The 24165-nt window shown below is 62.9% G+C and carries 29 protein-coding genes; 16 read left to right on the top strand and 13 right to left on the bottom strand.

The window, feature by feature from the left end:
* Positions 1-65 precede the first annotated feature (65 nt).
* Positions 66-470, top strand: a complete 405-nt coding sequence (locus AC0L2P_RS04610; RefSeq protein ID WP_376702363.1) for a GFA family protein — start codon at positions 66-68, stop codon at positions 468-470.
* A 46-nt stretch (positions 471-516) separates the two neighbouring features.
* Here AC0L2P_RS04610 and AC0L2P_RS04605 read toward each other — a convergent pair whose 3' ends face one another.
* The gene (locus tag AC0L2P_RS04605; protein ID WP_473500061.1) at positions 517-1779 is read right to left on the bottom strand and encodes a DNA recombination protein RmuC; all 1263 of its coding nucleotides are present in this window, start codon (positions 1777-1779) and stop codon (positions 517-519) included.
* Between the two features lie 103 nt (positions 1780-1882).
* Here AC0L2P_RS04605 and def point away from each other — a divergent pair, with 103 nt between their 5' ends.
* The 5 genes from def (at position 1883) to truA (ending at position 5009) form a co-directional block, all read left to right on the top strand.
* Positions 1883-2413, top strand: coding sequence for a peptide deformylase (def, locus tag AC0L2P_RS04600; RefSeq protein ID WP_352477028.1), 531 nt, complete (start codon positions 1883-1885; stop codon positions 2411-2413).
* A 13-nt stretch (positions 2414-2426) separates the two neighbouring features.
* Positions 2427-2723 (top strand): plasmid stabilization protein, encoded by a 297-nt coding sequence (locus tag AC0L2P_RS04595; protein ID WP_473500060.1) that lies wholly within the window; start codon positions 2427-2429, stop codon positions 2721-2723.
* 76 nt (positions 2724-2799) lie between these two features.
* Positions 2800-3729 (top strand): methionyl-tRNA formyltransferase, encoded by a 930-nt coding sequence (gene fmt, locus AC0L2P_RS04590; protein WP_473500315.1) that lies wholly within the window; start codon positions 2800-2802, stop codon positions 3727-3729.
* Positions 3726-4235 (top strand): GNAT family N-acetyltransferase, encoded by a 510-nt coding sequence (locus AC0L2P_RS04585; RefSeq protein WP_473500059.1) that lies wholly within the window; start codon positions 3726-3728, stop codon positions 4233-4235. The genes fmt and AC0L2P_RS04585 overlap by 4 nt, the downstream gene beginning before the upstream one ends.
* Positions 4236-4253: 18 nt before the next feature.
* Positions 4254-5009: a tRNA pseudouridine(38-40) synthase TruA gene (gene truA / locus AC0L2P_RS04580; protein ID WP_473500058.1), complete on the top strand. Its 756-nt coding sequence runs from the start codon at positions 4254-4256 to the stop codon at positions 5007-5009.
* Here the strand turns inward: truA and AC0L2P_RS04575 are convergent.
* Together AC0L2P_RS04575 and dapE are read right to left on the bottom strand one after the other, a co-directional pair.
* Entirely contained in the window at positions 4991-5599 is a 609-nt protein-coding gene (locus AC0L2P_RS04575) for a transporter (protein ID WP_473500057.1), read from the bottom strand. The genes truA and AC0L2P_RS04575 overlap by 19 nt on opposite strands.
* Positions 5600-5601: 2 nt before the next feature.
* Positions 5602-6801 (bottom strand): succinyl-diaminopimelate desuccinylase, encoded by a 1200-nt coding sequence (gene dapE, locus AC0L2P_RS04570; protein WP_473500056.1) that lies wholly within the window; start codon positions 6799-6801, stop codon positions 5602-5604.
* Positions 6802-6930: 129 nt separating this feature from the next.
* Between dapE and AC0L2P_RS04565 the strand changes: the two genes are divergently transcribed.
* Entirely contained in the window at positions 6931-7959 is a 1029-nt protein-coding gene (locus AC0L2P_RS04565; protein ID WP_473500055.1) for a 2-dehydropantoate 2-reductase, read from the top strand.
* Here the strand turns inward: AC0L2P_RS04565 and AC0L2P_RS04560 are convergent.
* The 3 genes from AC0L2P_RS04560 to dapD form a co-directional block, all read right to left on the bottom strand.
* On the bottom strand, positions 7949-8284 hold the full coding sequence (locus AC0L2P_RS04560) for a GGDEF domain-containing protein (protein WP_473500054.1): 336 nt from the start codon (positions 8282-8284) through the stop codon (positions 7949-7951). The two genes, AC0L2P_RS04565 and AC0L2P_RS04560, sit on opposite strands and share 11 nt — an antisense overlap.
* Positions 8285-8458: 174 nt before the next feature.
* Positions 8459-8836, bottom strand: coding sequence for a DUF805 domain-containing protein (locus AC0L2P_RS04555; RefSeq protein WP_473500053.1), 378 nt, complete (start codon positions 8834-8836; stop codon positions 8459-8461).
* A 30-nt stretch (positions 8837-8866) separates the two neighbouring features.
* Positions 8867-9721, bottom strand: coding sequence for a 2,3,4,5-tetrahydropyridine-2,6-dicarboxylate N-succinyltransferase (dapD, locus tag AC0L2P_RS04550; RefSeq protein WP_473500052.1), 855 nt, complete (start codon positions 9719-9721; stop codon positions 8867-8869).
* A 145-nt stretch (positions 9722-9866) separates the two neighbouring features.
* On the opposite strand from dapD, the gene AC0L2P_RS04545 reads away from it, so the two are divergent.
* Positions 9867-10712 (top strand): LOG family protein, encoded by an 846-nt coding sequence (locus AC0L2P_RS04545; RefSeq protein WP_473500051.1) that lies wholly within the window; start codon positions 9867-9869, stop codon positions 10710-10712.
* A gap of 76 nt (positions 10713-10788) precedes the next feature.
* Here AC0L2P_RS04545 and AC0L2P_RS04540 read toward each other — a convergent pair whose 3' ends face one another.
* Positions 10789-11499 (bottom strand): pyrimidine 5'-nucleotidase, encoded by a 711-nt coding sequence (locus tag AC0L2P_RS04540; RefSeq protein WP_473500050.1) that lies wholly within the window; start codon positions 11497-11499, stop codon positions 10789-10791.
* Positions 11500-11660: 161 nt separating this feature from the next.
* On the opposite strand from AC0L2P_RS04540, the gene AC0L2P_RS04535 reads away from it, so the two are divergent.
* Entirely contained in the window at positions 11661-12422 is a 762-nt protein-coding gene (locus AC0L2P_RS04535) for a GGDEF domain-containing protein (protein ID WP_473500049.1), read from the top strand.
* A 70-nt stretch (positions 12423-12492) separates the two neighbouring features.
* Here AC0L2P_RS04535 and AC0L2P_RS04530 read toward each other — a convergent pair whose 3' ends face one another.
* Positions 12493-12648 (bottom strand): hypothetical protein, encoded by a 156-nt coding sequence (locus AC0L2P_RS04530; protein WP_473500048.1) that lies wholly within the window; start codon positions 12646-12648, stop codon positions 12493-12495.
* 92 nt (positions 12649-12740) lie between these two features.
* Between AC0L2P_RS04530 and AC0L2P_RS04525 the strand changes: the two genes are divergently transcribed.
* Complete coding sequence (locus tag AC0L2P_RS04525) at positions 12741-13241, top strand: MarR family winged helix-turn-helix transcriptional regulator (RefSeq protein ID WP_473500047.1); 501 nt, start codon at positions 12741-12743, stop codon at positions 13239-13241.
* Here the strand turns inward: AC0L2P_RS04525 and phhA are convergent.
* Entirely contained in the window at positions 13236-14069 is an 834-nt protein-coding gene (gene phhA / locus AC0L2P_RS04520) for a phenylalanine 4-monooxygenase (protein ID WP_473500046.1), read from the bottom strand. The genes AC0L2P_RS04525 and phhA overlap by 6 nt on opposite strands.
* A 138-nt stretch (positions 14070-14207) precedes the next feature.
* Here phhA and AC0L2P_RS04515 point away from each other — a divergent pair, with 138 nt between their 5' ends.
* The gene (locus tag AC0L2P_RS04515; protein WP_473500045.1) at positions 14208-14684 is read left to right on the top strand and encodes an Lrp/AsnC family transcriptional regulator; all 477 of its coding nucleotides are present in this window, start codon (positions 14208-14210) and stop codon (positions 14682-14684) included.
* Positions 14685-14896: 212 nt separating this feature from the next.
* Here AC0L2P_RS04515 and argB read toward each other — a convergent pair whose 3' ends face one another.
* Both argB and AC0L2P_RS04505 read right to left on the bottom strand, forming a co-directional pair.
* Positions 14897-15790, bottom strand: a complete 894-nt coding sequence (argB, locus tag AC0L2P_RS04510) for an acetylglutamate kinase (RefSeq protein WP_473500044.1) — start codon at positions 15788-15790, stop codon at positions 14897-14899.
* A 155-nt stretch (positions 15791-15945) separates the two neighbouring features.
* Complete coding sequence (locus AC0L2P_RS04505) at positions 15946-17442, bottom strand: amidase (protein WP_473500043.1); 1497 nt, start codon at positions 17440-17442, stop codon at positions 15946-15948.
* 126 nt (positions 17443-17568) lie between these two features.
* On the opposite strand from AC0L2P_RS04505, the gene AC0L2P_RS04500 reads away from it, so the two are divergent.
* From AC0L2P_RS04500 to msrB, 4 genes are all read left to right on the top strand, one after another.
* A complete protein-coding gene (locus AC0L2P_RS04500; RefSeq protein ID WP_473500042.1) occupies positions 17569-18108 on the top strand; it encodes a sigma-70 family RNA polymerase sigma factor in 540 nt (179 codons plus the stop codon).
* Complete coding sequence (locus tag AC0L2P_RS04495; protein ID WP_473500041.1) at positions 18105-18803, top strand: anti-sigma factor; 699 nt, start codon at positions 18105-18107, stop codon at positions 18801-18803. The genes AC0L2P_RS04500 and AC0L2P_RS04495 overlap by 4 nt, the downstream gene beginning before the upstream one ends.
* Positions 18804-19006: 203 nt before the next feature.
* A complete protein-coding gene (locus AC0L2P_RS04490; protein WP_352565646.1) occupies positions 19007-19564 on the top strand; it encodes a fasciclin domain-containing protein in 558 nt (185 codons plus the stop codon).
* 176 nt (positions 19565-19740) lie between these two features.
* Entirely contained in the window at positions 19741-20241 is a 501-nt protein-coding gene (msrB, locus tag AC0L2P_RS04485) for a peptide-methionine (R)-S-oxide reductase MsrB (RefSeq protein WP_473500040.1), read from the top strand.
* Between the two features lie 213 nt (positions 20242-20454).
* Here the strand turns inward: msrB and AC0L2P_RS04480 are convergent, their stop codons facing one another.
* Positions 20455-22053: a DHA2 family efflux MFS transporter permease subunit gene (locus AC0L2P_RS04480; RefSeq protein WP_473500039.1), complete on the bottom strand. Its 1599-nt coding sequence runs from the start codon at positions 22051-22053 to the stop codon at positions 20455-20457.
* 22 nt (positions 22054-22075) lie between these two features.
* On the bottom strand, positions 22076-23254 hold the full coding sequence (locus tag AC0L2P_RS04475) for an HlyD family secretion protein (RefSeq protein WP_473500038.1): 1179 nt from the start codon (positions 23252-23254) through the stop codon (positions 22076-22078).
* A 142-nt stretch (positions 23255-23396) separates the two neighbouring features.
* Here AC0L2P_RS04475 and AC0L2P_RS04470 point away from each other — a divergent pair, with 142 nt between their 5' ends.
* Positions 23397-24146, top strand: a complete 750-nt coding sequence (locus tag AC0L2P_RS04470) for a TetR/AcrR family transcriptional regulator (RefSeq protein WP_473500037.1) — start codon at positions 23397-23399, stop codon at positions 24144-24146.
* The last annotated feature ends 19 nt before the right edge of the window (positions 24147-24165 follow it).

The raw sequence follows: 24165 nt of genomic DNA, 5'->3' as shown, positions 1-24165 counted from the left end.
GGAAATGGCTGCGCCATCGGGCAGTCCCGGTTATGATTGCGGGCCAAAGCTCGGGAGGAACGAAGATGAAAATCGACGGCGGGTGTCATTGCGGCGCCATAACTTACGAGGCTGAGGTCGATCCGGAGAAGACCACCATTTGTCACTGCATCGATTGTCAGAAGCTAACCGGAACGGCCTTTCGCGTCACCGTGCCGGCGTCCGAGGACAATTACAGGATCACCAAGGGCACGCCGAAGATCTACATCAAGACCGGTTCGAGCGGCGCCAAGCGCGCCCAGGCATTTTGCGGCGAGTGCGGCTCGCATCTCTACGCCACATCGGCGGGCGCGGGACCGAAGGTTTACGGCATCAGAGTCGGCACGGCGCGGCAGCGCGATCAACTGGTGCCGAGAAAGCAGATCTGGCATCGCTCGGCGCTGCATTGGCTGCCGGAATTCGAAGGCACGACCATCATCGAGGAGCAGTAGCGCCGGACCCAGGCGAAGCGATCGGCTCCGGGTTCCAGCATAGCTCTCAATCGTCGCCTTCGACGACCCTCAGCCTCAATTGTCCCGTTTTCGAATCGGCGACACGCGGGCTGCTTTCCGCTTTTGCTCCGCTGCCATTCGAACCAGCAGTGTCCTCCGCCGGCTGCACGCCAAACTCCAACGCCTCGATCTTTTGTCCGCGCCTAGTCACCTTCGATGTCGAGACCAGGATGTCCTCGATATCCTTGGCCGATTGGCCGAAATGCGTCTGCAATTTGCGCACCCGATCGTCGAGCCGAGAGACGTCTTCCATCAGCCGGATAACCTCGCCCTGGATGAGGTGCGCCTGCTCGCGCATGCGGGCATCCTTGAGAATTGCCTGGATAACCTGGATCGACAGCATCAAAAGCGACGGCGAGACGATGACGATCCGTGAGCGATGCGCCTTTTGGACAATGGCCTCGAAATTCTCATGGATCTCGGCGAACACCGATTCCGAAGGCACGAACATGAAGGCGGTATCCTGCGTCTCGCCCTGGATCAGGTATTTTTCGGCGATGTCGCGGACATGCACCTCGATGTCGCGGCGGAAAGCCTGAGCGGCGGACTTCTGCAGGTCGGCGCCTTCGGCGGCACGGATGGCATTCCAGGCCTCGAGCGGAAACTTTGCATCAATGGCAAGCGACGGTGCGCCGTTCGGCATCTTCACCAGGCAGTCGGGCCGGCTGCCATTCGACAAGGTGGCCTGGAATTCATAGGCGCCGTGCGGCAATCCGTCGGCGACGATTGCTTCCATGCGCGACTGCCCGAAGGCGCCGCGCGTCTGCTTGTTGGAAAGGATCGCCTGCAATTGCACGACCTGGCCGGCCAGCGACTGGATGTTGCCTTGCGCGATATCGATGACCGCCAGCCGCTCTTGCAACTTGGCGAGGCTTTCATGTGTCGATCTCGTCTGCTCGGTCATGGTCTGGCCCAGGCGGCCGGTCATGGCATCGAGACGCTGGCCAATCGACTGTGTCAGTTCCGCCTGGCGCGCGCCGAACACTTCCGCGATGGCGCCCATGCGGCCCTGCATTTCCGCCTGGCTTGCCAAGATGCCGGCCATCCGCACCTCGGCGTCGCGGGCATGGTCGGCGGCTTCGGCGGCCGCCACCGCACGCGCCTTGGCCGATCGCCAGAGCGCAACGACGAGCGCCACGAACAGGCCGAGGAACAGCATTGCGCCGAAACCCAGGGCATGGCCGAGCGTGATCGTGGTGGCGCCGAGGCGGGCGACAGGTTCGGACAGGATGGTGGCCAGATCGTTCATGCCGACAGCATAGATGATTCGGTGTGCCGGCACAGATCAAAACGTGAACGACCCAAAGGCGTCCCGGTTGACGCTTTTCCTGCGAGGTCTTAGGTGAGACGCCATGTCGATCAAGCCGCTTATCATCCTCCCCGATCCCGTCCTGCGCCAGGTTTCAAAACCGGTCGAGCGTGTCGACGGCGATCTGCGCAAACTGGCCGGCGACATGCTGGACACCATGTATGACGCGCCCGGCATCGGCCTCGCGGCGATCCAGGTTGGCGAACCCTTGCGCATGCTGGTGATCGACCTCGCCAAGGAGGACGAGACGCCGGCACCACACGTCTTCATCAATCCCGAAATCCTCGAAAGCTCCGACCAGCGTTCGGTCTATGAGGAAGGCTGCCTGTCGATCCCCGATTATTATGCCGAGGTCGAGCGGCCGGCGGCGGTGCGGGTGAAATATCTCGATCGCGACGGCAAGCTGCAGGAGATCGAGGCCGAAGGGCTGATGGCGACCTGCCTGCAGCACGAGATCGACCATCTCAACGGCGTACTGTTCATCGATCACATCTCAAAACTGAAGCGCGACATGGTGGTCAAGAAGTTCAAAAAGCTCGCCAGAGACAAGGCGCCGGGCAAGATGGTGGGGTAAGGCGATGGTCGATATGCTGATCAGAAATATTCCCGAATCCTTGAAGCATGAAATCGAACAGGCCGCGCAGAAGGGCGGCCAGAGCTTGTCGGGCAAGGCGATCGACCTTTTGTTGAAAGGCATGACCGCCGAAAGGCAAGCTGGGCTGATACCGGGTCTTTCGCCATGGGACGTCATCCGCGGGGCATTCGCCGCCGAAAACGCAATTGACGACGAATTCGGCAAGATCACGGACGAAATTGAGGCAGAGAGGAAAGGCGACTTTGGTCGCCGACCTGCAATGTCCGCGACTTCGACGGGCTTGACCTGAAGCTCGTAAACCCGTTTGAAGCGGGCGCCTGACCGACTTGGCGGACGACTAGATCGGATCCCGGAACAAAATGCCCCTGCGTGTCATCTTTATGGGTACGCCTGAATTCTCGGTGCCGACCTTGCGGGCGATTGCGGGGGCAGGGCATGAATTGGCAGCCGTCTACACGCAGCCGCCGCGCGCCGGCGGCCGGCGCGGGCTTGAGCTGACGCCGTCGCCGGTGCAGCGCGAGGCGGATCGGTTGGGGGTCGAGGTTCGCACGCCGGTGTCGCTGAAGAGCGAGGCGGAGCAGGAGGCGTTCCGCGCCTTGCGTGCCGACGTCGCCGTGGTCGTCGCCTACGGGCTGCTTCTGCCCAAACCCATTATCGAGGCGCCGCGGCTCGGTTGCCTCAACGGTCACGCATCGCTGTTGCCGCGCTGGCGTGGCGCTGCCCCTATCCAGCGCGCCATCACGGCCGGCGATACCGAGACGGGAATGATGGTGATGCGGATGGAGGAAGGCCTCGACACCGGGCCGGTGGCAATGGTTGAAAAATGCGCCATTGGACCCGACATGACGGCCGGCGATCTGCACCACCGGCTGATGGTCTTGGGTGCTGCGCTGATGGTGCAAGCGCTCGAACGGCTGGAGCGGAATACGCTGACATTTACCGCACAGGCGGAGGTGGGGGTGACCTACGCCAAGAAAATCGATAAATCGGAGACTCGCATAGACTGGCTGCGACCTGCCGGCGACGTGCACAACCAGGTTCGCGGCCTGTCGCCCTTTCCCGGTGCATGGTGCGAGGCCGAAATCGGCGGCCGCGTGGAACGGCTGAAACTGCTTCGCTCGACGCTCTCGCAAGGCGCCGGCGAACCGGGAGGAATTCTCGATGACCGGCTGACGGTCGCCTGCGGGTCAGGCGCGATCAGGCTGGTCGAAGTTCAACGTGCGGGCGGAAGGCCCATTGCCGCGCAGGAGTTTCTGCGCGGGGCCAAGCTCGAAGAAGGAATGAAACTGTCATGAGCATGATGTCCATACGGGCGGCGACGCCGCGGGACCGCGAGGCGATCCGCCTTGTCGAAGAACACGCATTCGGCCAGCAGACGGAGGCCGGACTGGTCGACGCGCTGGTCACCGGCGGTGATGCCGTCGTCGAACTGGTGGCGGACGAAGACGGGCAGGTAGTCGGCCATATCCTGTTTTCACGGCTCTTCGTGCAGAATGGCGGCAAGAGCTTTCCGGCGGTGGCTTTGGCGCCTCTGGCGGTCGAGCCGTCGTTCCACGGCACCGGCATCGGCGGTGCCCTGGTCCGCGAGGCGCATATCCGCCTGAAGGCTACTGGCGAGACGCTCGCCGTGGTGCTCGGTGATCCGGCTTACTATGGACGTTTCGGCTACACCCGCGCCCTTGCCGCGAAATTCGAGAGCGAGTATCAAAGCGAGGCTCTGCAGGCGCTTGCCTGGGGCGAGGCGCCGGAAACTGGCAGGCTGGTCTACGCCTCGGCTTTCGGCTCAGCCCTCGCCGCCTGATTTCGCCTCGATCCGGGAATGCCGCGTTTTCGCCTCGACATCGAATATGACGGCAGTCTCTTCGCCGGCTGGCAGCGCCAGGCCAACCAGCCTTCGGTGCAGCAGGCGATCGAGCAGGCGATCGAGAAGTTCTGTGGTGAGCAGGTTTCGCTGCGCGCCGCCGGCCGCACCGATGCCGGCGTCCATGCGACCGCTCAGGTGGCGCATGTCGATCTGATCAAGGCATGGCCCAGCGAGAAGGTGCGCGACGCCGTCAACGCGCATCTGCAAGCGGCCAAGGCGCGCATCGCCATCCTGAAGGCCGCCATCGTGCCGGATAGCTTCGATGCGCGTTTCTCGGCGATCGGTCGCCATTACCTCTACCGCATGGTCAACCGCCGCGCGCCGGCGGCGCTCGACAAGGGCAAGATCTGGTGGGTACCGAAGCAGCTCGACGCCGGTGCCATGCACGAAGCGGCAAAGGTGCTGCTTGGCCGGCATGATTTCACAACCTTCCGCTCGACCCAGTGCCAGGCCACCAGCCCGGTCCGCACGCTCGACCGGCTGGAGGTCAGCCGGTCGGGCGATTTGATTGAGGTCCGCGCTTCGGCGCGGTCATTCCTGCACAACCAGGTGCGCTCGATGGTCGGCTCGCTCAAACGTGTCGGCGAAGGCGGCTGGACCATCGCCGACCTCAAGGCGGCGCTCGAGGCGCGCGACCGTGCGGCCTGCGGTCAGGTGGCGCCGCCCGACGGGCTGTTTCTCGTTGGCGTCGATTATCCGACGCCTGGCTGATCCGGCACGCTGATCCCGAGCAGCGCCTGCAGGCCGAACAGGACGATCAGCGACGCCACGAACATACCGGCAAAAACAGCGCTGCCGACAGCCGCACCCCTGCCGATCGCGACATTGGTCATCCGCCAGGTCAGTACCATTGACAGCGCGAACAGCAGCAGCGACACCAGTCCGGAGACTTCGTTGGCCGACGTCAGGAAAAGCCGGATCAACGCCGCCGGCAGCATCATCCAGGCGATGATCGCCGAGGCCCAGTTGCTGGCCACGACATAATGCACGAAACGGCCGCCGACACCGACCCGCGGCGCCACCAGGGCGAGGCCTATGAGTGGCAGCACCCATGCGCCGATGTCGACAGTGGCCAGGCGGATCAACATGCTGAAACGGCCGACGAATGCATTGGGGTCGCCGATCTCGTTGGCAATACCGACCCAGCCGACGATCAGTGCCGGGGCCGCGACGACGATAGCAAAAAAGGAGTTCCAGAAACCGTCCGCCGAAAGGTCGAGCAGGCGAAATCCGTCGGCCTTGCCGAGCATCAGCCGCCAGGCACCGGCAAGCGAAGCGTAGGTTTCATCCGCTGAAAGCATCACTAGGATATGTCCCGCGCAAACCAGTCTTCAACGAAGCGCAGATAAATCTGCGTCAACGTCTCAAGGTCGGCAATCGCCACGCGTTCGTCGACCATGTGCATGGTCTTGCCTACAAGGCCGAATTCGACCACCGGACAATAATCCTTGATGAAGCGTGCATCGGAGGTGCCGCCCGAGGTGGAGAGCGCCGGGTTCCTGCCGGTCACCGCCTTGATCGAGCCGCCAAGCGTCTCGATCAACCTGTCGTCGCGTGTCAGGAAAACATGGCTCGGCCCGTCGCGCCAAGCGATCTCGTAGTCGACCGGCGACTTCTTGCCGGCGCGATATTTCTTGCGTTTCGCCGCCCGGTCGAGGCGGTTGTGGATCTCGGCCTGGATCGTCTCGGCGGTCCATGTGTCGTTGAAGCGGATATTGAAGGTAGCTGCTGCCTTCGCCGGGATGACGTTGGTGGCAGGATTGCCGACATCGATGGAGGTCACCTCAAGATTGGTCGGCTGGAAATCCCTTGTTCCGTTGTCGAAGACGGGATGCAGCAAGGCGTCGACCAGCGTCACCAGGCCGCGCACCGGATTGTCGGCTAGCTGCGGATAGGCGGCGTGGCCCTGGCGGCCGTTGACGACGACCGTGCCCGACAGCGAGCCGCGCCGGCCGATCTTGATCATGTCGCCGAGCGCGTCGGGATTGGTTGGCTCGCCGACGATCGCAGCATGCCATTTTTCGCCCTTGGCAGCCGCCCATTCGAGCAGCTTCGTCGTGCCGTTGATCGCCGGCCCTTCCTCATCGCCGGTGATCAGCAGCGAGACCGACCCTTTCGGGCCGCCCTTCTGCGCGATGTGCCGCGCTACCGCTGCGACGAAACAAGCGATGCCGCCCTTCATGTCGACGGCGCCGCGGCCGAACATCTCGCCATTGGCGATATCGGCAGCAAAGGGCAGGTGCGTCCAGGCTGTTTCATCGCCCACCGGCACCACATCGGTATGGCCGGCAAACATCAGATGCGGGCCGTTGCCGGAACGCCGTGCGTAAAGGTTCTCGATGTCAGGTGTGCCGGATTCGGAAAACACCGGGCGCTCGACGGCAAAGCCGAGCGGCTTCAACATTTCTTCCAGCGCGCTCAGCACACCGCCTTCGGCGGGTGTCACGGAAGCGCAGCGGATGAGAGCAGCCAGATTTCTGGCCGGATCGGTAGGCAGCGTCATGGGCAAAAGCGATAGTCGAAAGCGCAAGGCCTGTCACGGCCAGACATAAGGGCCAGCCATGCCGCCGACATTATGGTTTTCATGCCGTATAGTTGCGGCAAGGCCTCTCGACCAGGACAGGGCCATCGCATGGTCACGCGTGGCAAGACAATCGCAATCGCCGGTGCCGGCAGTATCGGCTGCTATGCCGGCGGCTGCCTGGCACTTGCCGGGCGGAAGGTGGTTCTGCTGGCGCGACCGCGCATTGAGCAGTCCCTGCAAAAAGGTGGATTGCGCATCACCGACCCTGATGGCCGCGACCGTTCCGTCAAGCCGGAGGCATTGTCGGTCACCACCGATCCTGCCGCGGCATTCCCCGGTGCCGATGTCGTCCTGGTAACGGTCAAGAGCGGCGCGACGCAAGACATGGCCGGGCTTATTGCGGCCCATGCCCGACCGGATGCGGTGATACTCAGTCTGCAGAACGGCGTCGACAATGCCGATAAATTGCGAGCCCTTCTCACCGCCCGGCGGGTGCTCGCGGGCATGGTGCCGTTCAACGTGGTCCAATCGCCGGAGGGCGAATTGCCGCTTCGTCTGCACCGCGCCAGCCGCGGCAAGGTGATGATGGAACAGGGTCCGACAGGCCTTGACGAACTGCTCGACGTCGACGGGTTTGACGTCGCCACACATGGTGACATCGAAGCGGTGCTATGGGGCAAGCTGCTGCTCAACCTCAACAACGCGCTGGTGGCGCTTTCCGGCCTGCCGCTGGCGGCAGAGCTTGCCGATCGCCGCTGGCGGCTGATCCTGGCCGGCCAGATCGACGAAGCGTTGGCGGCAATGACGGTGACAGGCATCGAACCCGCTCGCGTCGCCGGCCTGCGTCCGGCACTGCTGCCGAAAGTGCTTCGCTTGCCCGACTGGCTGTTCAAGGTCTTGGCGCGGCGGATGCTTGCCATCGATTCGGCCGCGCGTTCCTCGATGTGGGATGACCTTCAGCGCCGCCGGCCGACGGAGATCGGCGAATTGCAAGGCGCGGCCCTGCGTTTGGCCGAGAAGGCCGGCACGCCGGCGCCTTTGCTGAAGCATGTCACGGCACTGGTGCGCGCGGCCGAGCAGGAGAGGCGCGGATCGCCCGGCCTGACGCCGGAAACCGTCGCGACGCTCAGATCGTAGCCCGCACAGGTGCCCAGTAACGGCCCTTGCCGGTGCGCTTGGCTTCGTAGAGCGCATGGTCGGAACAGGTGAGCAGGATTTCCGGATCGCCGCCGTCGGCGGGTGCGAATGCGCTGCCGACGCTCAAGCCGACATGGATGGCGGAGCCGACCCCGAGGTCGAAAGGCACCGAGACCTTTTCGATGGCCCGCTTTGCCAGGTAGGTGGCCTCGATCTCCGAGGTTGCGGGCAAAAGGATGACGAATTCGTCGCCGCCGATACGGAAGACCACGTCCCCCGGACTGAAGCCACGCTTCAATCGTTCGGCCACCTTGCGCAGCAGCACGTCGCCGACGGCGCTTTCCAGTCGAGCGCCCCGTGCCGGCCGACACAGTCTTCGCCGGCATGCTGGGCCAGGGTGATTAACATTCGCTTAGAGCATCCGGCGCAAAACAGGGCTTTCAGAACCACCCGCTCCGCCGCTTCGCGAAATAGCGCATGACGAAATACCCGATGGCGCTCAGGATTCGGCCGGTGCGTTGGTGCGCTTGCCGTAGCGGTTGGGGCCGGGTTGCCCCGGAAACAGGCAAAGCACGAGGAAAGCGACGATCGAGACAACCGGCACGAACAGCACTAGCGCCGCAACGCCCGGCTTGTCGAGGTCGTGCAATCGCTTCACCGCCAGCACCACGTTCGACCAAAGCGAGGCAATGAAGGCGATGAGGAAAATGAACGACCACATGTTGCTCTCGGTGGTGCCTTCCGGCACCAGCGTGAAACGGTAGAGCGGGAAGGCCTGTATGATGGCCACCAGCAGTCCTCCAAGAAAATAGGCCGCGCGGCTGACGCGGCCCGAAGCTTTGAAGAAAAGCCAAATAAGGTCTGATCTGTCAGACAAGCGAATTCCGTCCGTATTCGTTGAGAAAGATCAATCGCGAAGCAATTCGTTGATCGAGGTCTTGGAACGGGTCCTGGCGTCGACCCGCTTGACGATGACGGCGCAGTAGAGGCTGGGGCCGGGCTCGTCGTTTGCAAAAGGTTTGCCCGGCAGCGAGCCGGCGACGACGACGGAATTAGGCGGCACCTCGCCGTAAAACACCTCGCCGGTGGCGCGGTCGACGATCTTGGTCGACTGGCCGATGAAGACGCCCATGCCGAGCACCGAGCCTTCGCGCACGATGCAGCCTTCGACCACTTCGGAACGGGCGCCGATGAAGCAATTGTCCTCGATGATGGTGGGACCCGCCTGCATCGGCTCCAGCACGCCGCCGATGCCGACGCCGCCCGACAGATGCACATTCTTGCCGATCTGGGCACAGGAGCCGACCGAAGCCCAGGTGTCGACCATGGTGCCGCTGTCGACATAGGCGCCGACATTGACGAAGGACGGCATCAGCACGGCGCCGGGCGCGACATAGGCGGAGCGGCGCACGATCGACGACGGCACGGCGCGGAAGCCGGCCTTCTCGAAATCGACGGCGCTCCAGCCGTCGAATTTCGAGGGCACCTTGTCCCACCATACCGCCTGACCGGGACCGCCCTTTATGATCTCCATCCGGGTGAGCCGGAAAGACAGCAGCACCGCTTTCTTCAGCCACTGGTTGACGTGCCATTTGCCGTCGGCCTGCCGCTCGGCGACGCGGGCGACGCCCCGGTCGAGCAGGTCGAGCGCCGATTGGATGGCCTCACGCGTCTCGCCGCGGGTTGCGGTCGAAATCGTGTCGCGTTCCTCGAAGGCGTTCTCGATAATCTCTTCGAGGCTCGCGAGATCGGGCTTCGACATGAATTCGCTCCATTACCAAGCTGTTAAGGGCCGGCGCCTTAACCTGTTTGAAAGTCGCGCGGACCCTATGTGAAGGCTTGGGGAGGGTCAATCGCGGCAGCGTCACGGGACGGCGCAAGTGAATGATTGGACGGGTAAAGCAAATATGACTCCCATGGAAAAGGCGGGATGGACGCCGCTGCCGCATTCGGACGAGGATCTGGAGCGGTCGAGAAGCGTGCCGGACACGCCGCAAACGCGCGCGGAGACATATCGGCTGGCCTGGAACGATCCCGACTTCATGACGCGGCGCGAGTTGCGCGCGGTCAGGCTGCAGCTCGAACTGCTGAAACCGGAGATGATCCTGGCCGAGCGCGGCATCCAATCGACCGTCATCCTGTTCGGCGGCGCCCGCATTCCCGAGCCCGGCGGCGAAGCCTGGGCGGCCAAGAACGAGACGCAGAAGAAGAACCTCGAGCAAAACAGCAAATATTACGACGAGGCGCGCAAATTCGCCCGCCTCTGCTCACAGCAGTCGGCCACCTCGTACTATCGCGAATTCGTGGTGGTGACCGGCGGCGGGCCGGGTGTCATGGAGGCCGGCAATCGCGGCGCCGACGATGTTGGCGCGCCGTCGATCGGTCTCAACATCGTGCTGCCGCACGAGCAGGCGCCAAACGCCTACGTGACGCCGGAACTCTGCTTCAACTTCCACTATTTCGCGGTCCGCAAGATGCATTTCGTCATGCGTGCCAAGGCCGTCGCGGTATTTCCCGGCGGCTTCGGCACGATGGACGAGTTCTTCGAAACGCTGACCCTGATCCAGACCGGCCGCATGGAACGCGTGCCGGTCATTCTGTTCGGCAAGGCTTTCTGGGCAAGGGCAATCGACCTCGATTTCCTCGCCGAGCAAGGCACGATCACGCCCGGCGACCAGGATATCATCGATTTCGTCGACACCGCCGACGAGGCTTGGGCAATCGTCAGCCGCTTCTATGACTTAGGGGAGTAGGGGAGTAGGGCAGTAGGGCAGTAGGACAATAAGGCGTTTGCAGTCTCCGCTTTCCAAACCAATTTCCCCTACTCCCCTACTCCCCTACTCTTACGAGTATCGCCGTGAGAAAGCCGGCGAGATCGTCGGTGACGAAGTCCACATCGTCCTCGTTGGCCGGGTCACGTTCCCAAATTTCCGAGAAGGTCGGCTCGAAATTGCGCGGCACCACCAGCACCGTGGTCATGCCCAGCGATTTCGGTACCGACAGGTTGCGGGCGAGGTCTTCGAACATCACCGCATTTTGCCCGGCAACGGCGTGGAGTTCGGCAAATTTCTCGTAGGATTGCCGCGCCGGCTTGGGGTTCAGTCCAGCTGCGACGATATCGAAAATATCGTCGAAATGCTCAAGAATGCCTAACTGCCGCGCGGTGCGTTCGGCGTGCCGGCGATCGCCGTTGGTGAAAATGAATTTACGGCCGGGAAGCTGGCGTATGGCGGTGCCGAGGACGGGATCTGGCACCAGCCAGGAATAATCGATGTCGTGGACCTTCTCGAGGAAATCATCGGGGTCGATGCCGTGGCGCGTCATCAATCCGTTCAGCGTCGTGCCGTATTCGCGGTACAGCTCCTTTTGCAGCTTGCGTGCTTCCTCGCGCGGCAGCGTCAGCAATTCTCCGACATAGGCGGTCATCTTCACATCGATCTGCGAGAACAGATTCGAATGATGCGGGTAAAGCGTGTTGTCGAGATCGAACACCCAGTCGGTGACATGGGCAAAGCGGGCGGGGTCGGGAAGCGTGGTCATACCGTCCTTATGGCACGAAACGATCTTTCTAACAGGAGGTTTATCCACAACCTATGCGCGCTCTGGGTGGTGAAAATGGCGCGATGATTAAAATCTTAGGCATCGCCGAAAGGTGACATTCAGCGCTTGCTGGGACCAAGACGGACCAGTGGGAGCAAGCGATGAATCGCATAGTTCTGAAGTCTGCCGCCCTCGCTTTCGCCTCTGTCGCGGTCTCGCTTTTGCTGACGCTGATCGTCGTGCCGGCAATGGGTTTTCCGATCAATCGCACCATCTGGCTGACATCCACCGTCTGCCCGCTGGCCCTTGCCTGGGGCGTCGGCGCGTATACGTTCTGGCAGGGCGAAAGGTTGAAGAGCGCGCATCGCGAGCTCGCCCGAGCCCATGCCCAACTCGCTGCCGCGCACAGGCGCTTGGCGGAAAAGGCGAGCCGCGACGACATGACCGGAATGCTCAACCGCGAAAGTTTCTTTGCCGCCCTCGACGGCTCCCGGCGTAAATCCGATCGCGGGGCATTGCTGATCATCGATGCCGACCATTTCAAGACCATCAACGACAGCTACGGCCATCTGATCGGCGACGATGCGCTGCTCCTGATTGCAAACGCGATAGAGCGTGGCGTGCGTAGCGGCGACGTACTTGGGCGCATCGGCGGTGAGGAATTCTGCGCCCTTCTGATTGGTGCCACCGAACACGAGGCCAGGCGCGTCGCCGAGCGCATCCGGCGTGAGGTCGAGCGTATCCGGTTCCGGCCCGTCGACGAACGAACGGTTCCGCTGACAGTCAGTATTGGCGGCATCACCTGCGGCAGGGACGCCGCAGTGTCGGAGCTGATGCGCGCCGCCGACCAGCGACTTTACGAGGCCAAGCATCGCGGCCGCAATCTGTCGATCGTCGACCGCGATATTTCCGAAGCCGCCTGAGCTCGGCCCGAAAGCTTCTGCCGGTAGAATTCCACCCTGTCTGCATTCAACCCGCGCCGAGGCCAGACTGTCAAAATCCGAAGATGGCGATGCGGAATAGCAGGGCGGCGGCCGCCAGTGCGACCAGAGCGATGCGAGAGCCCCAGCCATACCACTCCATCGCCAGCTTGGCGTATCTGAACTCCTCGGCCGGTGTGAGTGGGCCGCCTGTTGGGGTCTGGTTCATTTTTCACTCTTTGCAAGCCGCATGGGCCTTGCCTTGCGCCTGATGCAGCATATTACTATAATGGCTATAATGTTAGGCAGATTGATAGTTAGATGATCGAAATAAACTCGTCAAGCATGAATCGGGCCGACATGAAGACCGCCATCAGCCTTGCCATTATGGGCTGGCAGGACGCGACGCAGGCTTATGACGAGGCAGTGGGCGATAGGCTTGGGCTGAGTATCGCGGAACGCCATTGCCTGGCGCTGCTCTATGGCGGCCCGCGATCGGCTGGCGAGGTCGCGGCCGCAACAGGGTTGACGCCGGCTGCGGTCACCGCGCTGATCGACCGGCTGGAGGCGCGCGGCCTGCTGACACGAACGCGCAGCCTCGAGGACAGGCGCAAGGTGGTCATAGAGGCGACGGAACTCACGCGAGAACTATCGGCGCGCTATTATGGCGCGATCGCGCAGCAGGGAGAAAAGATGATCGCCACATTTAGCGACACGGAGCTCGCCACGATCCTGCGCTTCGTTACGGCGTCGCTCGACCTTCAGCGCGACCAACTGGCCCGGCTGAAGGCCGAGGCGTTGGAAACAGCCGACAGCCTATAGGCTCGCCGGGTCGAGCGCTGGCTCGCCTTTGCGACGCGCCACGATCGCCGCAAGATCGGCGGTATCGAAAGCGTCACGCAGGGCGTCGAACGATGGCAGCACGAAATAGGCCCGCTGGAACTTGTCGATCTCGTAGCCGGTGCGCATTACGGTTTCCAGGTCGAAGGGGACATGGTGCGCCTCGCCGCCTTCGACCGCGAACTGAAGCTCGGTGAAGGATGACATCAGCCCGGCGCCGAAAGCCTTCAGCGGCTGGCCGGGTTCGCGCATCAGCCCGTATTCGACGGTGTACCAGTAAAGCCTGGTGATCATCTCGTCGCCGCCGAGCGCAATCACGCTGTCGGCCTTCTTGCCATACATCTGCATGAAGTCGGCAAAGACCGGCTGCGTCAGGATCGGCACGTGACCGAAGAAATCGTGGAACATGTCCGGCTCGACAATGTAGTCGAGCTCCTTTTGGGTTCGCAGCCAGTTGGTGACCGGGAAGCGGCGGTTGGCGAGGTGGTCGAAAAACGGCTGGGCGGGAATAAGCCCCGGCACGGCGACGATCTCCCAGCCGGTGAGCTTGCGCAGCTTCTCGCTGACCTCACCGAAATCCGGGATCTTGTCGAGAAGGCCGAGCGCCGCAACGCCATCGAGATAGGAATGATGGGCGAGCTTCCCGGTCAGCTTCGTCTGGCGGTCGCACAGCGTGCGCCACACCGCCTGTTCTTCGTCGCTATAATTGTAGCCCTGCGCCACGGTGAAATCGGCACGGCAGACCGAATAATCGCCGCGAAGGCCTCGCGCCGCGCATTCGTGGGCATAGTCGGCAACGTTCATGGTCATGGCTGCTCTCCCTGGAATCATGATCAGCGGGTTGCTGCAAATTCTAGCCTGATGGTGCGAGGCAAATCAGCTTTGATGGTGGCTCAAATGCGAGGTTGGAGGTAAAAGACTCCACGATCGAGCTCTGGGAGAGTGAAAATGCCTCAATTTGACGAATTCGAGATCAAGATGCTCGATATCCTGCAGCGCGACGGGCGCAAGCCGGTATCGGAACTGGCGCAGCAGATCGGCCTGTCGACGACACCTTGCGCGCGGCGCTTCGAGGCTCTTCAGCAGGCGGGCATCATCAAGGGCTTCGCCGCGGTGCTCAGCCGCCGCGCCGTCGGGCTGATGGTCGAGGTGTTCATCCAGGTGCGCCTGACCAGCCACAGCGACGGCTCGCCGGAAAGCTTCATTGCCGCCGTCCAGCGCATGGACGAGGTGTCCTCATGCTGGACCATGACCGGCGACCATGATTTCCTGCTGCACGTGATGGTGCCGTCGGTCGACGAGCTCAATGCCTTCGTCATGCACCGGCTGATGCGGCTCGAAGGCGTGCGCGATGTCCACACCCAGCTTGTGCTGCAGAACATCAAGGGGCCTGGCCATGTCCCGCTTGCACATCTCAGACGATAGGCATTTCTGCGGAAAGGCTGCACCAGGCAGTCGTCTGTCCGACGACCATCTGCCGCCGCGTGTCCGGTCCGCTAGCAAACACGCCCCGACGCTCGCCGAATTCTGGGGCGCGCCGCAAGACGAGGAAGAGGAATCGATGGTTGTCGAACGCCTGTCGCGTAGGTCCCGGACCGCTATTTCGCCAATCGCTTGAGCCCCTCAGACACCCGGCCTCACGGCACGATCAGCGTGCCGGCGCCGTGTTCGGTGAACAGCTCAAGCAGCACCGCATGCGGCGTCTTGCCGTTAAGGATGACGACGCCTGCAACGCCGCGCTCGATTGCCTCGATGCAGGTCTCAACCTTGGGGATCATGCCGCCCGAGACCGTACCGTCCTTGATCAGGGCCTTGGCCTCGGCCACGGTCAACTCGTCGATCAGCTTCTTGTCCTTGTCGAGGACGCCGGGCACGTCGGTGAGGAACAGCAGCCGGCTCGCCTGGCAGGCACCGGCGATGGCGCCGGCAAAAGTATCGGCGTTGATGTTGTAGGTATGGCCGTCGCGGCCGGGCGCCACCGGCGCCAGCACCGGGATCATCTCGGATCGTGCCAGGAGGTCGAGCAATGTGCGGTCGACCTCGACAGGTTCACCGACGAAGCCCAGGTCGAGCACCCGCTCGATGTTGGAATCCGGATCGATCATGGTCTTGCGCGCCTTTTCGGCAAACACCATGTTGCCGTCCTTGCCGCACAGCCCGATCGCCCACTCCCCCTCGGCATTGATCAGCGCGACGATCTCCTTGTTGATCGACCCGGCCAGCACCATCTCGACAATTTCGACGGTCTTCTGGTCGGTGACGCGCAAGCCGCCCTCGAATTTGGATTCGATGCCCATCTTGCTGAGCATGGCGCCGATCTGCGGCCCGCCGCCATGCACCACGATCGGGTTGACGCCGGATTGTTTCAAAAGCGCGATATCGCGGGCGAATGCCTTGCCGAGCGCGACGTCGCCCATCGCATGGCCGCCATATTTCACCACGACCGTCTTGTTCTCGTAGCGCTGCATATATGGCAGCGCTCTCGAAAGCAGCGCGGCCTGCATTTCGGCGGTGGCGGCAACGTCCGTCATCGGCGTGGTTCCCAGCTTGGCATGAACGGCGGCGTCTTAGCGGGAATTGGACGAGCGGGCAAACGGCTTTGCTGTCATGATCGATCAAATCGTACTACTATTTGTTTGACCATGATCTTGTCCGAAATCCGGTTCCCACCTTTCGGGATCATGGTCTATGCCGGCACCTGCAGCGGCGCCCGCCGTCCCAGCCAGCCCGAGATTTTTTCCATCTGCGCGGCGAACGACAAAAGCGTTTCCTCGTCACCGGGGCGGCCGGCGGCCTGGACGCCGAGCGGCAGGCCGGCATCGGTGACGTAGACCGGAAGCGTGATCGACGGTTGCCCGCTGACGTTCTGGATCGCCGGCCAGTGGGTGAACCAGAGGCTCTTGTCCATCAGTTGGCCGAATAGCGGCTTGAACTTCAGCAGGCCGGCGAGGCGCAGTCTGTCCAGGACATTCTCGATGAATTCGTCGGCGCCTTTCGGGTCCATGGAGCCGCAGGCGAGCGGCGGGTGCGCGATGACAGGCATCAGCACTGCATCATAGTGCGCGGTTTCGGTGATAAGCCGGCGCGAGGCGGCGTGCAGCCGCTGCAGGCCGGCATAGATTTCGCCGGCCGAGAGGATTTCACCGAACCGGCTCATCACGCGGGTGGCGCGTTCGATGTCACCTGAGATGGAGCGGCCGACGCGCAAGGCCTCGCCACGCATCGTGCCGGCCACCGCCGCGGCGACGGTTCTGGCGAAATCGGCGATGAAATCGCGATCGATATAGAGCAGGTCGATCTCCTCGACGCTGTGCCCGCCTTCACGTGCTAGCGCAATCGCCGCATCCAGAGCTTTCAACGTCTCTTCCGATATCGGCAGGCCGAGCGGCGATTTTCGATAGAAGGCGAGCTTGAGCTTGCCCGGATCGCGCCCGGCCGCCGCAGCGAAACTGCCGTTCGGCGACGGTGCGGCGTAGGGCGACAGCGGGTCGGGCCCGTGGGTCAGGTCGAGCAGCAGGGCCGTGTCGCGCACCGAGCGGGCCAACGCATGGTCGACGACGAAGCCGTACCAGCTTTCGGTGACGAGTGGCGTCAAGGGCACGCGGCCGCGCGAGGTTTTCAGCCCGACCAGCCCGGTACAGGCCGCAGGCACCCTGATCGAGCCGCCGCCATCCGAGGCATGCGCCACCGGCACGACGCCGGCCGCGACCAGCGCAGCCGAACCGCCGGAGGAACCACCGGTCGTGTGCGCGGTGTTCCATGGATTGCGGGTGGCGCCGTAAGCCACTGACTCGGTCACCAGCCTCAGCCCGTGTTCGGGTGCGGTGCTGGTGGCGATCGGGATCAGGCCCGCGGCCAGATAGCGTTCCGTCATCACCGAGTTGAAATCGGGGGTGTAGGCTGGGATGCGGCTGCCGCCATGCGTCGGCACGCCCTTCATGGCGACGCCGAGGTCCTTCAGCGCAAAGGGCACTCCGGCAAGCGGCAGCTTGCGGTCGACGGTTTTCGCCCGCGCCCGCGCCGCCTCATAAAGCGGTTCGGCGATGGCGTTGATCTCCGGCCGGGTGGCCTCGGCCCGGGCGATCGCCGCATCGACGAGATCTTGCGGTGTGATCTCCCCCTTGTGCACGAGTGCGGCCTGGCCGGTTGCGTCATGCTCCCACAGAACCCGCTCAATCGACATGGTCGCCCTCCGCTCATGGCAAGCTAGCGGGCGGCGATTTCCTTGGCAATCGACGCCGACGCTGCCGGTGCGCCCAGACCATTTCAGTCGTTGCAAATACATTGCAATCGCCTAATTTGGCGCCCGATGACGCCACAGGACATCAGCGACCTGATTGTCCGGACCTCGATTAAGGACCGGGCTGCGTTCGATCTGCTCTACCGGCAGACCAGCGCGAAACTTTTCGGCGTCTGCCTTCGTGTATTGAAGGACCGGGGAGATGCAGAAGAGGCGCTTCAGGAGGTCTTCGTCAAGATATGGACGAAGGCGGACCGTTTCGCCGTTTCGGATCTGAGCCCGATCTCCTGGCTGGTGGCCATCGCGCGCAATCATGCGATCGATCGGATCAGGGCGCGGCGAGAGCCGGCCGCCTATATCGATGCCGCGCTCGACGTGGCCGATCCGGCGCCGGGGCCGGAGGCCATGGCCGTGGCGGGCGGCGAGTCCGGACGCATCTACCATTGTCTCGATGAATTGGAAAAGGACAGGGCGGCGGCCGTCCGGGGCGCCTATCTGGATGGCAAAAGCTATGCCGAACTGGCGGAGCGCTATGGCGTGCCGCTGAACACGATGCGGACCTGGCTGCGGCGCAGCCTGTTGAAACTGAGAGAATGCCTGGAAAGATGACGCTGGCAGACGACAATGGACCGGAAGGTGGGGGCGACGACCTGTTCGCCGCCGAATACGTCCTTGGCGTGCTGGCCGCCGACGAACGCGAGATCGCGTCGCGCCGCATCGATGCGGACGCCGCCTTCGCGCGCCTTGTCGATAGCTGGGAGGCGCATCTTTCGCCGATGGCCGCCGCCTATCCGGAGACAGAGCCTCCGATCAGGGTCAAGGAAGCATTGGACCGCCGGCTGTTCGCAGCGGAGCCGCGCGCCGGCCTGTGGTCGAGCCTTGGCTTCTGGCGCGGTCTTGCGGCGGCCGCCATTGCGGCGCTGGCGATCTACATAGCCGTGCCTTACTTCCGCCCGCCCACCGAACCGCCGCGGCTTGTCGCCTCGCTGGCGGCCGAAGGCAGCGACGTCAAATATCTCGTCGTCTACGATGCCGCCCGTCAAGAGATCGGTCTTTCCCACGTTTCCGGCGAGCGTGCCGCCGGCAAGGATTTCGAGCTGTGGATGATCGAAGGCAAGAATGCGCCGGTGTCGATGGGTGTCATCCCGGCCGGTGCGAGCGTGCATCTGGCCGTCCCGCCCGCCGTCCAGGAAAGATTGGCGCAAGGCGCCGTGCTTGCGGTCAGCGTCGAGCCAGCCGGCGGTTCGCCCACCGGCCAGCCGACAGGACCGGTAGTCGCAACAGGCGATCTGAAGAGCGTCTGACCGCTTCTTGGCTCTGGAAGCAGACCTGAAATCTATCTCCCGCGATCTAAACGCCTGCAAAGCTTGTTGGCGGCGACAGATCCGCGCTGTGGCAAATTGCAGCGACACAATATCTTTGCGGAGAGAGCGAAACTCAGGCATTTCTGCCGCGTATCTCCTTGCGTTCCCGAATGAGGGGAACGATAACCAAGGAGATTGAAATCATGCGTAAATTCGCCACCCTTTTGCTTGCCGGCACGGTCGCCATTTCCGCGCTCGCCACCATTGCCTATGCCCAAAATCCGATGGTCGGCGGCGCCGCCATGTATGCCCAGAAAAACATCGTCGAAAATGCGGTCAACTCGAAGGACCACACGACGCTGGTCGCTGCCGTCAAGGCAGGCGGCCTGGTCGATACGCTGCAGAGCGCCGGCCCCTTCACCGTATTCGCGCCGACCAACGAGGCTTTTGCGGCCCTTCCGGCCGGCACGGTGGAGACGCTGCTCAAGCCTGAAAACAAGGACAAACTCGTCAAGATCCTGACCTGCCATGTCATCGGCGCCAAAGCGATGGCCGCCGACGTCGCCAAGATGGTCAAGGATGACGGCGGCACCCACAAGGTCAAGACGGTCGGTGGTTGCGAACTGTCGCTCAAGGCCGACGGCGGCAAGGTCACAGTGACCGACGAGAACGGCAACGTCGCCAATGTGACGATCGCCGATGTCGAGCAGTCCAACGGCGTCATCCACGTCGTCGACAAGGTTCTCCTGCCGAAGATGTAACAAACGCAGGCTGCCGGCGAAGATATTGCTAAGGGCCTCCCTGCGCACACTCCGCGCCGTTCACGCAAGATGTGGATAGGCGCGGAGTCCCCCGTTTTGAGGACAGCGATCGTCACCGGCTTTTGATTTCCGTGTGGCGGTCGAATTTGGCACAAGCAGTAACAGGAGGAATGGCCATGAACCGTCGCGAGCTTCTTTTGAGTGGTGCGGCAGCCATTGGCGTGGTCGCAGGCGCCACCGCGCTGCGCATGGGCGGAGCCCAGGATGCACGCGCAGCCGAGACTTTCGAGGTTACCAAGCCCGAGGCCGAGTGGCGCGCCATCCTGTCCGACGCGGCCTTCAATGTGCTGCGCAAGGAGGGCACGGAATATCCGGGCACCAGTCCGCTGCTCAACGAGCACCGCAAAGGCATCTTCGCTTGCGCCGGCTGCGACCTGCCGGTCTATTCGTCAGAGACCAAGTTCGATTCCGGCACCGGCTGGCCGAGCTTCTGGCAGGAAATCCCGAATTCTGTCGGCAAGACCGTGGACAGGTCGTTGGGCATGACCCGCACCGAGGTCCATTGTCGCCGCTGCGGTGGCCATCTCGGCCACGTCTTCGACGACGGTCCGCCGCCAACCGGGCTGCGACACTGCATCAATGGCGTCGCCTTGACTTTCAAGCCGGCGACGGCCTGAGGATGGCTGCGCGCCTGACTTTGTCGGAGCGCGCTAGAGCATCGGACCCAAAAGTGCGAAGCGGTTTTGGGAAAATCAGATGCTCAAACAAAAAGTTGGAGCGGTGGAATGTCCGCCGCTCCAAGACTTCGTAATGGTTGATTTTTGCGCATGACCCCGAAAATCGCTTTTCGGGGTCATGCGCGAGGGCGCCAGGCGGGGATCCAGCGCGCCTCAATGGCCTCCGCCACCGCCGCCCTGAGCGCCTGGCTTGCGGATCACCAGGGTGAAGAGCCCAAGCGTCGCAAACAAAACCGTCAGCATGAAGAATACGTCCATGAACGACAGCAGCGATGCCTGCTGCTGGACCATGCCTGACAGTTTGGAGATGGCCGCCTTGGAGGCGTCGAGCCCGGCGGTCTGCTCGAAGTTAAGCGTCATGTTCTGCAGCTTCTGCTGCGCCGCGGCACTGCCCCATTGCACGTGCTCGGAGAGCCTGGCGTAGTGGAACGCATTACGGTCGATCAGCACTGTGTTGATGACGGCCAGGCCGACGGCGCCGCCGAGATTGCGGGTCAGGTTGAACAGGCCCGACGCATTCTTCAGCCGCTCCGGCGGCAGGGTTCCGAGCGCAATGTTGTTGATCGGCACCATACAGAGCATCATCGAGCAACCGCGCAGGATCTGCGGGATCAGCAGCTCATAAAAATCCCAGTCGGCGGTGAGATGCGTCATCCACCACGTCCCGGTGGCAAAGCCGAAGAAGCCGATCATCATCATGATGCGCGGGTCCATCTTGTTCGACAGGATGCCGGAGATCGGCGCGGTGAAGAACATGGCCAGGCCGCTGACGAACAGCGCCTCGCCGATCATCATCGAATCGTAGCCGCGGATGCGCCCGAGGAACACCGGATAAAGATAGGTCAGACCGTAGAGGCCGATGCCGACGACGAAGGAGAACAGCGAACCGAAGGCGAAATTGATATTACTGAAAGCCCTCAGATCGACAATCGGCTCCTCGGCGGTGAACACGCGCCAGAAGAACAGCACCGCGCCGAAGCTCATTATAACAGCGCAGATGAACACCGCCTGATCTTGCAGCCAGTCGTTGTTGGGACCTTCCTCCAGCACATATTCCATGCAGCCCAGGAAGGCGGCCATGCCGGCAAGCCCCCACCAGTCGAACTTGCTGAACAGCTTGAGATTGGGTTTGTCGAAGTCGATCAGCGACCAAGCGGCCGTTGTCACCAGAATGCCGGGCACGACATTGACCAGGAACAGCCAATGCCAGGACATGGCATGGCTGATATAGCCGCCGACAGTCGGGCCGATGGTCGGCGCCAGCGTCGCCACCAGGCCGATCATCGGCGAAACGACGGCGCGGCGGGACGGCGGGAAGATGGTGAAGGCGGCTGCAAAGACGCTCGGGATCATGCCGCCGCCGATGAAGCCCTGCACGGCACGGTAGACGATCATCTGGTCGATATTGGTTGCGGTCGCCGCCAGCGCGCTGGCCGCGGTAAAACCTGCCGCCGAGATCGTGAACAGCACCCGCGTCGACAGCATCCGGCTGAGGAAGCCCGACAGCGGGATCATCACAACCTCGGCAATCAGATAGGCCGTCTGCACCCACGGAATCTCGTCCGAACTGGCGCTCAGGCCCGCTTGGATCTCGGCCAGCGAGGCCGAGACGATCTGGATGTCCAGGATGGCCATGAACATGCCGAACACCATTGCCAGGAAGGCGATGACGCGGCGTGTCGATATCTGGTCGGTCGGCACCGGCCTGGCTGGCGCCGGCACCGATCCCGCAGTTAGGGTTGCGGTCGCCATGACCTTTGCTCCCGGTTCCGCTTTACTTCGATGCCGAAGGCGCCGTGCGGCTGTCGACGGCGACGACGACGCTCAGGCCGGCGCGCAGCTTACCCGTCCTCAGCACATCCGCGGGCACATCGATGCGAACCGGAACGCGCTGCACCACCTTGGTGAAATTGCCTGTGGCGTTCTCCGGCGGCAGCAGCGAGAACACTGCTCCCGAAGCCGGCGCCAGCGACGACACGGTACCCTCGAAGTCCTGGCCGTCGATCGCGTCGACCGACACCCTGACCTTTTCACCAGGCACCAGCCGGGCAAGCTGCGTCTCCTTGAAATTGGCGACGATGTAGAGCTTGTCCATTGGCACGATGACGGCAAGCTTCTGTCCAGGGCTGATCAGGTCGCCCTGCTCGACCGAGCGGTTGCCGACCACGCCGTCATAGGGTGCGCGCAGGACGGTGAAGGACAGGTCCCGCACCGCCTTGTCGTGGGCAAGCTGCAGCGAGGCCAGCGAGCTGGCAGATTCCGCGCGCTGCGCCTGGAGCACGCCGATATTGGCCTGAGCCGCCGCGATCTGCGCGTCGGCGCCGGCTAGTGCGGCATTGGCTTGCTCGACCGCGGTCTGGGCATCGTCCAACTGGGCCTGCGTACCGACGCGGGTCTTGAGCAACTGGGCGGCACGAACCTGAACCCGCTTCGCATTGTCGGCCGCGGCCTGGTCGGCGATCTTCTGCGCCTGCGCCTGCTTGAGCGAGGCGCGAGCCGCCTCGGTCTGGGCATCGATGCGCTCGAGCGTCTTGCTCAACGTGGCGATCTGCGCCTCGGCCTGGGCAACGGCTATCTTGTAGTCACCGTCATCGACGATCAGCAGCGGGTCGCCGGCCTTCACCTGCTGGTTCTCGGTCACTTTGACCTGGTCGACATATCCCGAGATTTTTGGCGAGATGAACGCCGTGTCGGCCTGGACATAGGCGTCGTCGGTCGTGATCATGAAACGGCCGTCGGTCCAGTAATCATAGCCATACCAGGCGCCGGCGCCCAGCAGGGCCAGGCCAATGATGGGCAACAACATGGAGCGCATCGAGCGCTTCTTCTTGGCGGGAGCCAGCGGGGGGACGTCGGCGGGCTTGAGAGGGGCTTCCGGCGCTTCGATCGCAGGCTGGACCTTGGCACTGGGGAAAGGGCGGACTTCGGCACTGGTGGGCGCGTTCGAGGACATGATATCTCTCTAAATTAACTGGCGCTGAATTTCGTCAGACTGAACCGTTCGGTTCGATCTCGACGTTGACTTAGCGCGTAAAGAGGCCCATATCAAGAGCAATCGAACCGGATGGTTCGAATTATCTTACGAAGGTGCGATTATGGCCGATGCCCCCAAGGCCGCTGCTGTGCCTGAATCAGGCTCATTGCCCAGCGCTGGCAAGGACCAGTGCGATCTGCTGGACAGTCTGCCACGCGGGCGCCCGGCCGCGGGACAAGACCCGGTCAAGCGCAGTCAGATCATCGACGGTGCGCGCCGTGTCTTCATCGACAAGGGTTTCGAAGCCGCGTCGATGAACGACATCACCCGCGAGGCCGGCGTGTCCAAGGGCACCATCTATGTCTACTTCGCCAACAAGGAAGAGCTGTTCGAAGCGCTGATCGAGGAAGAGCGCGGCACGATCTTCAAGAACATGTACGAGGTGCTCGACCAGATCGGCGACCTTCGCCAGACGCTGGTGAAGTTCGGCATCGTGCTGTCCATGAAGATCACTTCGGCGAGGGTCATCCTGGCGCAGCGGACGGTGATCGGCGCGTCGGAACGGATTCCGGAGCTTGGCGCCCGGTTCTACGAACGCGGCCCGAAGCGCGGCCATGACAGGGTCGTCGTTTTCCTCAACATGGCTATCGAACGCGGCCTGCTGAAGATCGACGACGTCGAGCTTGCCGCCTATCAGTTCACCGAGCTGTGCCTGGCCGGTCTTTTCCGCCAGTGCATATTCGCCTATCGCACCAAGGCGCCAAGTGCTGCCGAGATCGAACATATCGTCAGGTCGGGCGTCGACGTGTTCCTGAAGGCCTACGGCACCGAACAGCTTGCGGAGCAGGAACGGGCCTCCAGCCCCGCCTGACCAGCCGTCGGAGTCCGTT

The organism is Mesorhizobium sp. WSM4836 (assembly GCF_055811815.1).
This window is presented reverse-complemented; position numbering and strand designations above follow the sequence as displayed.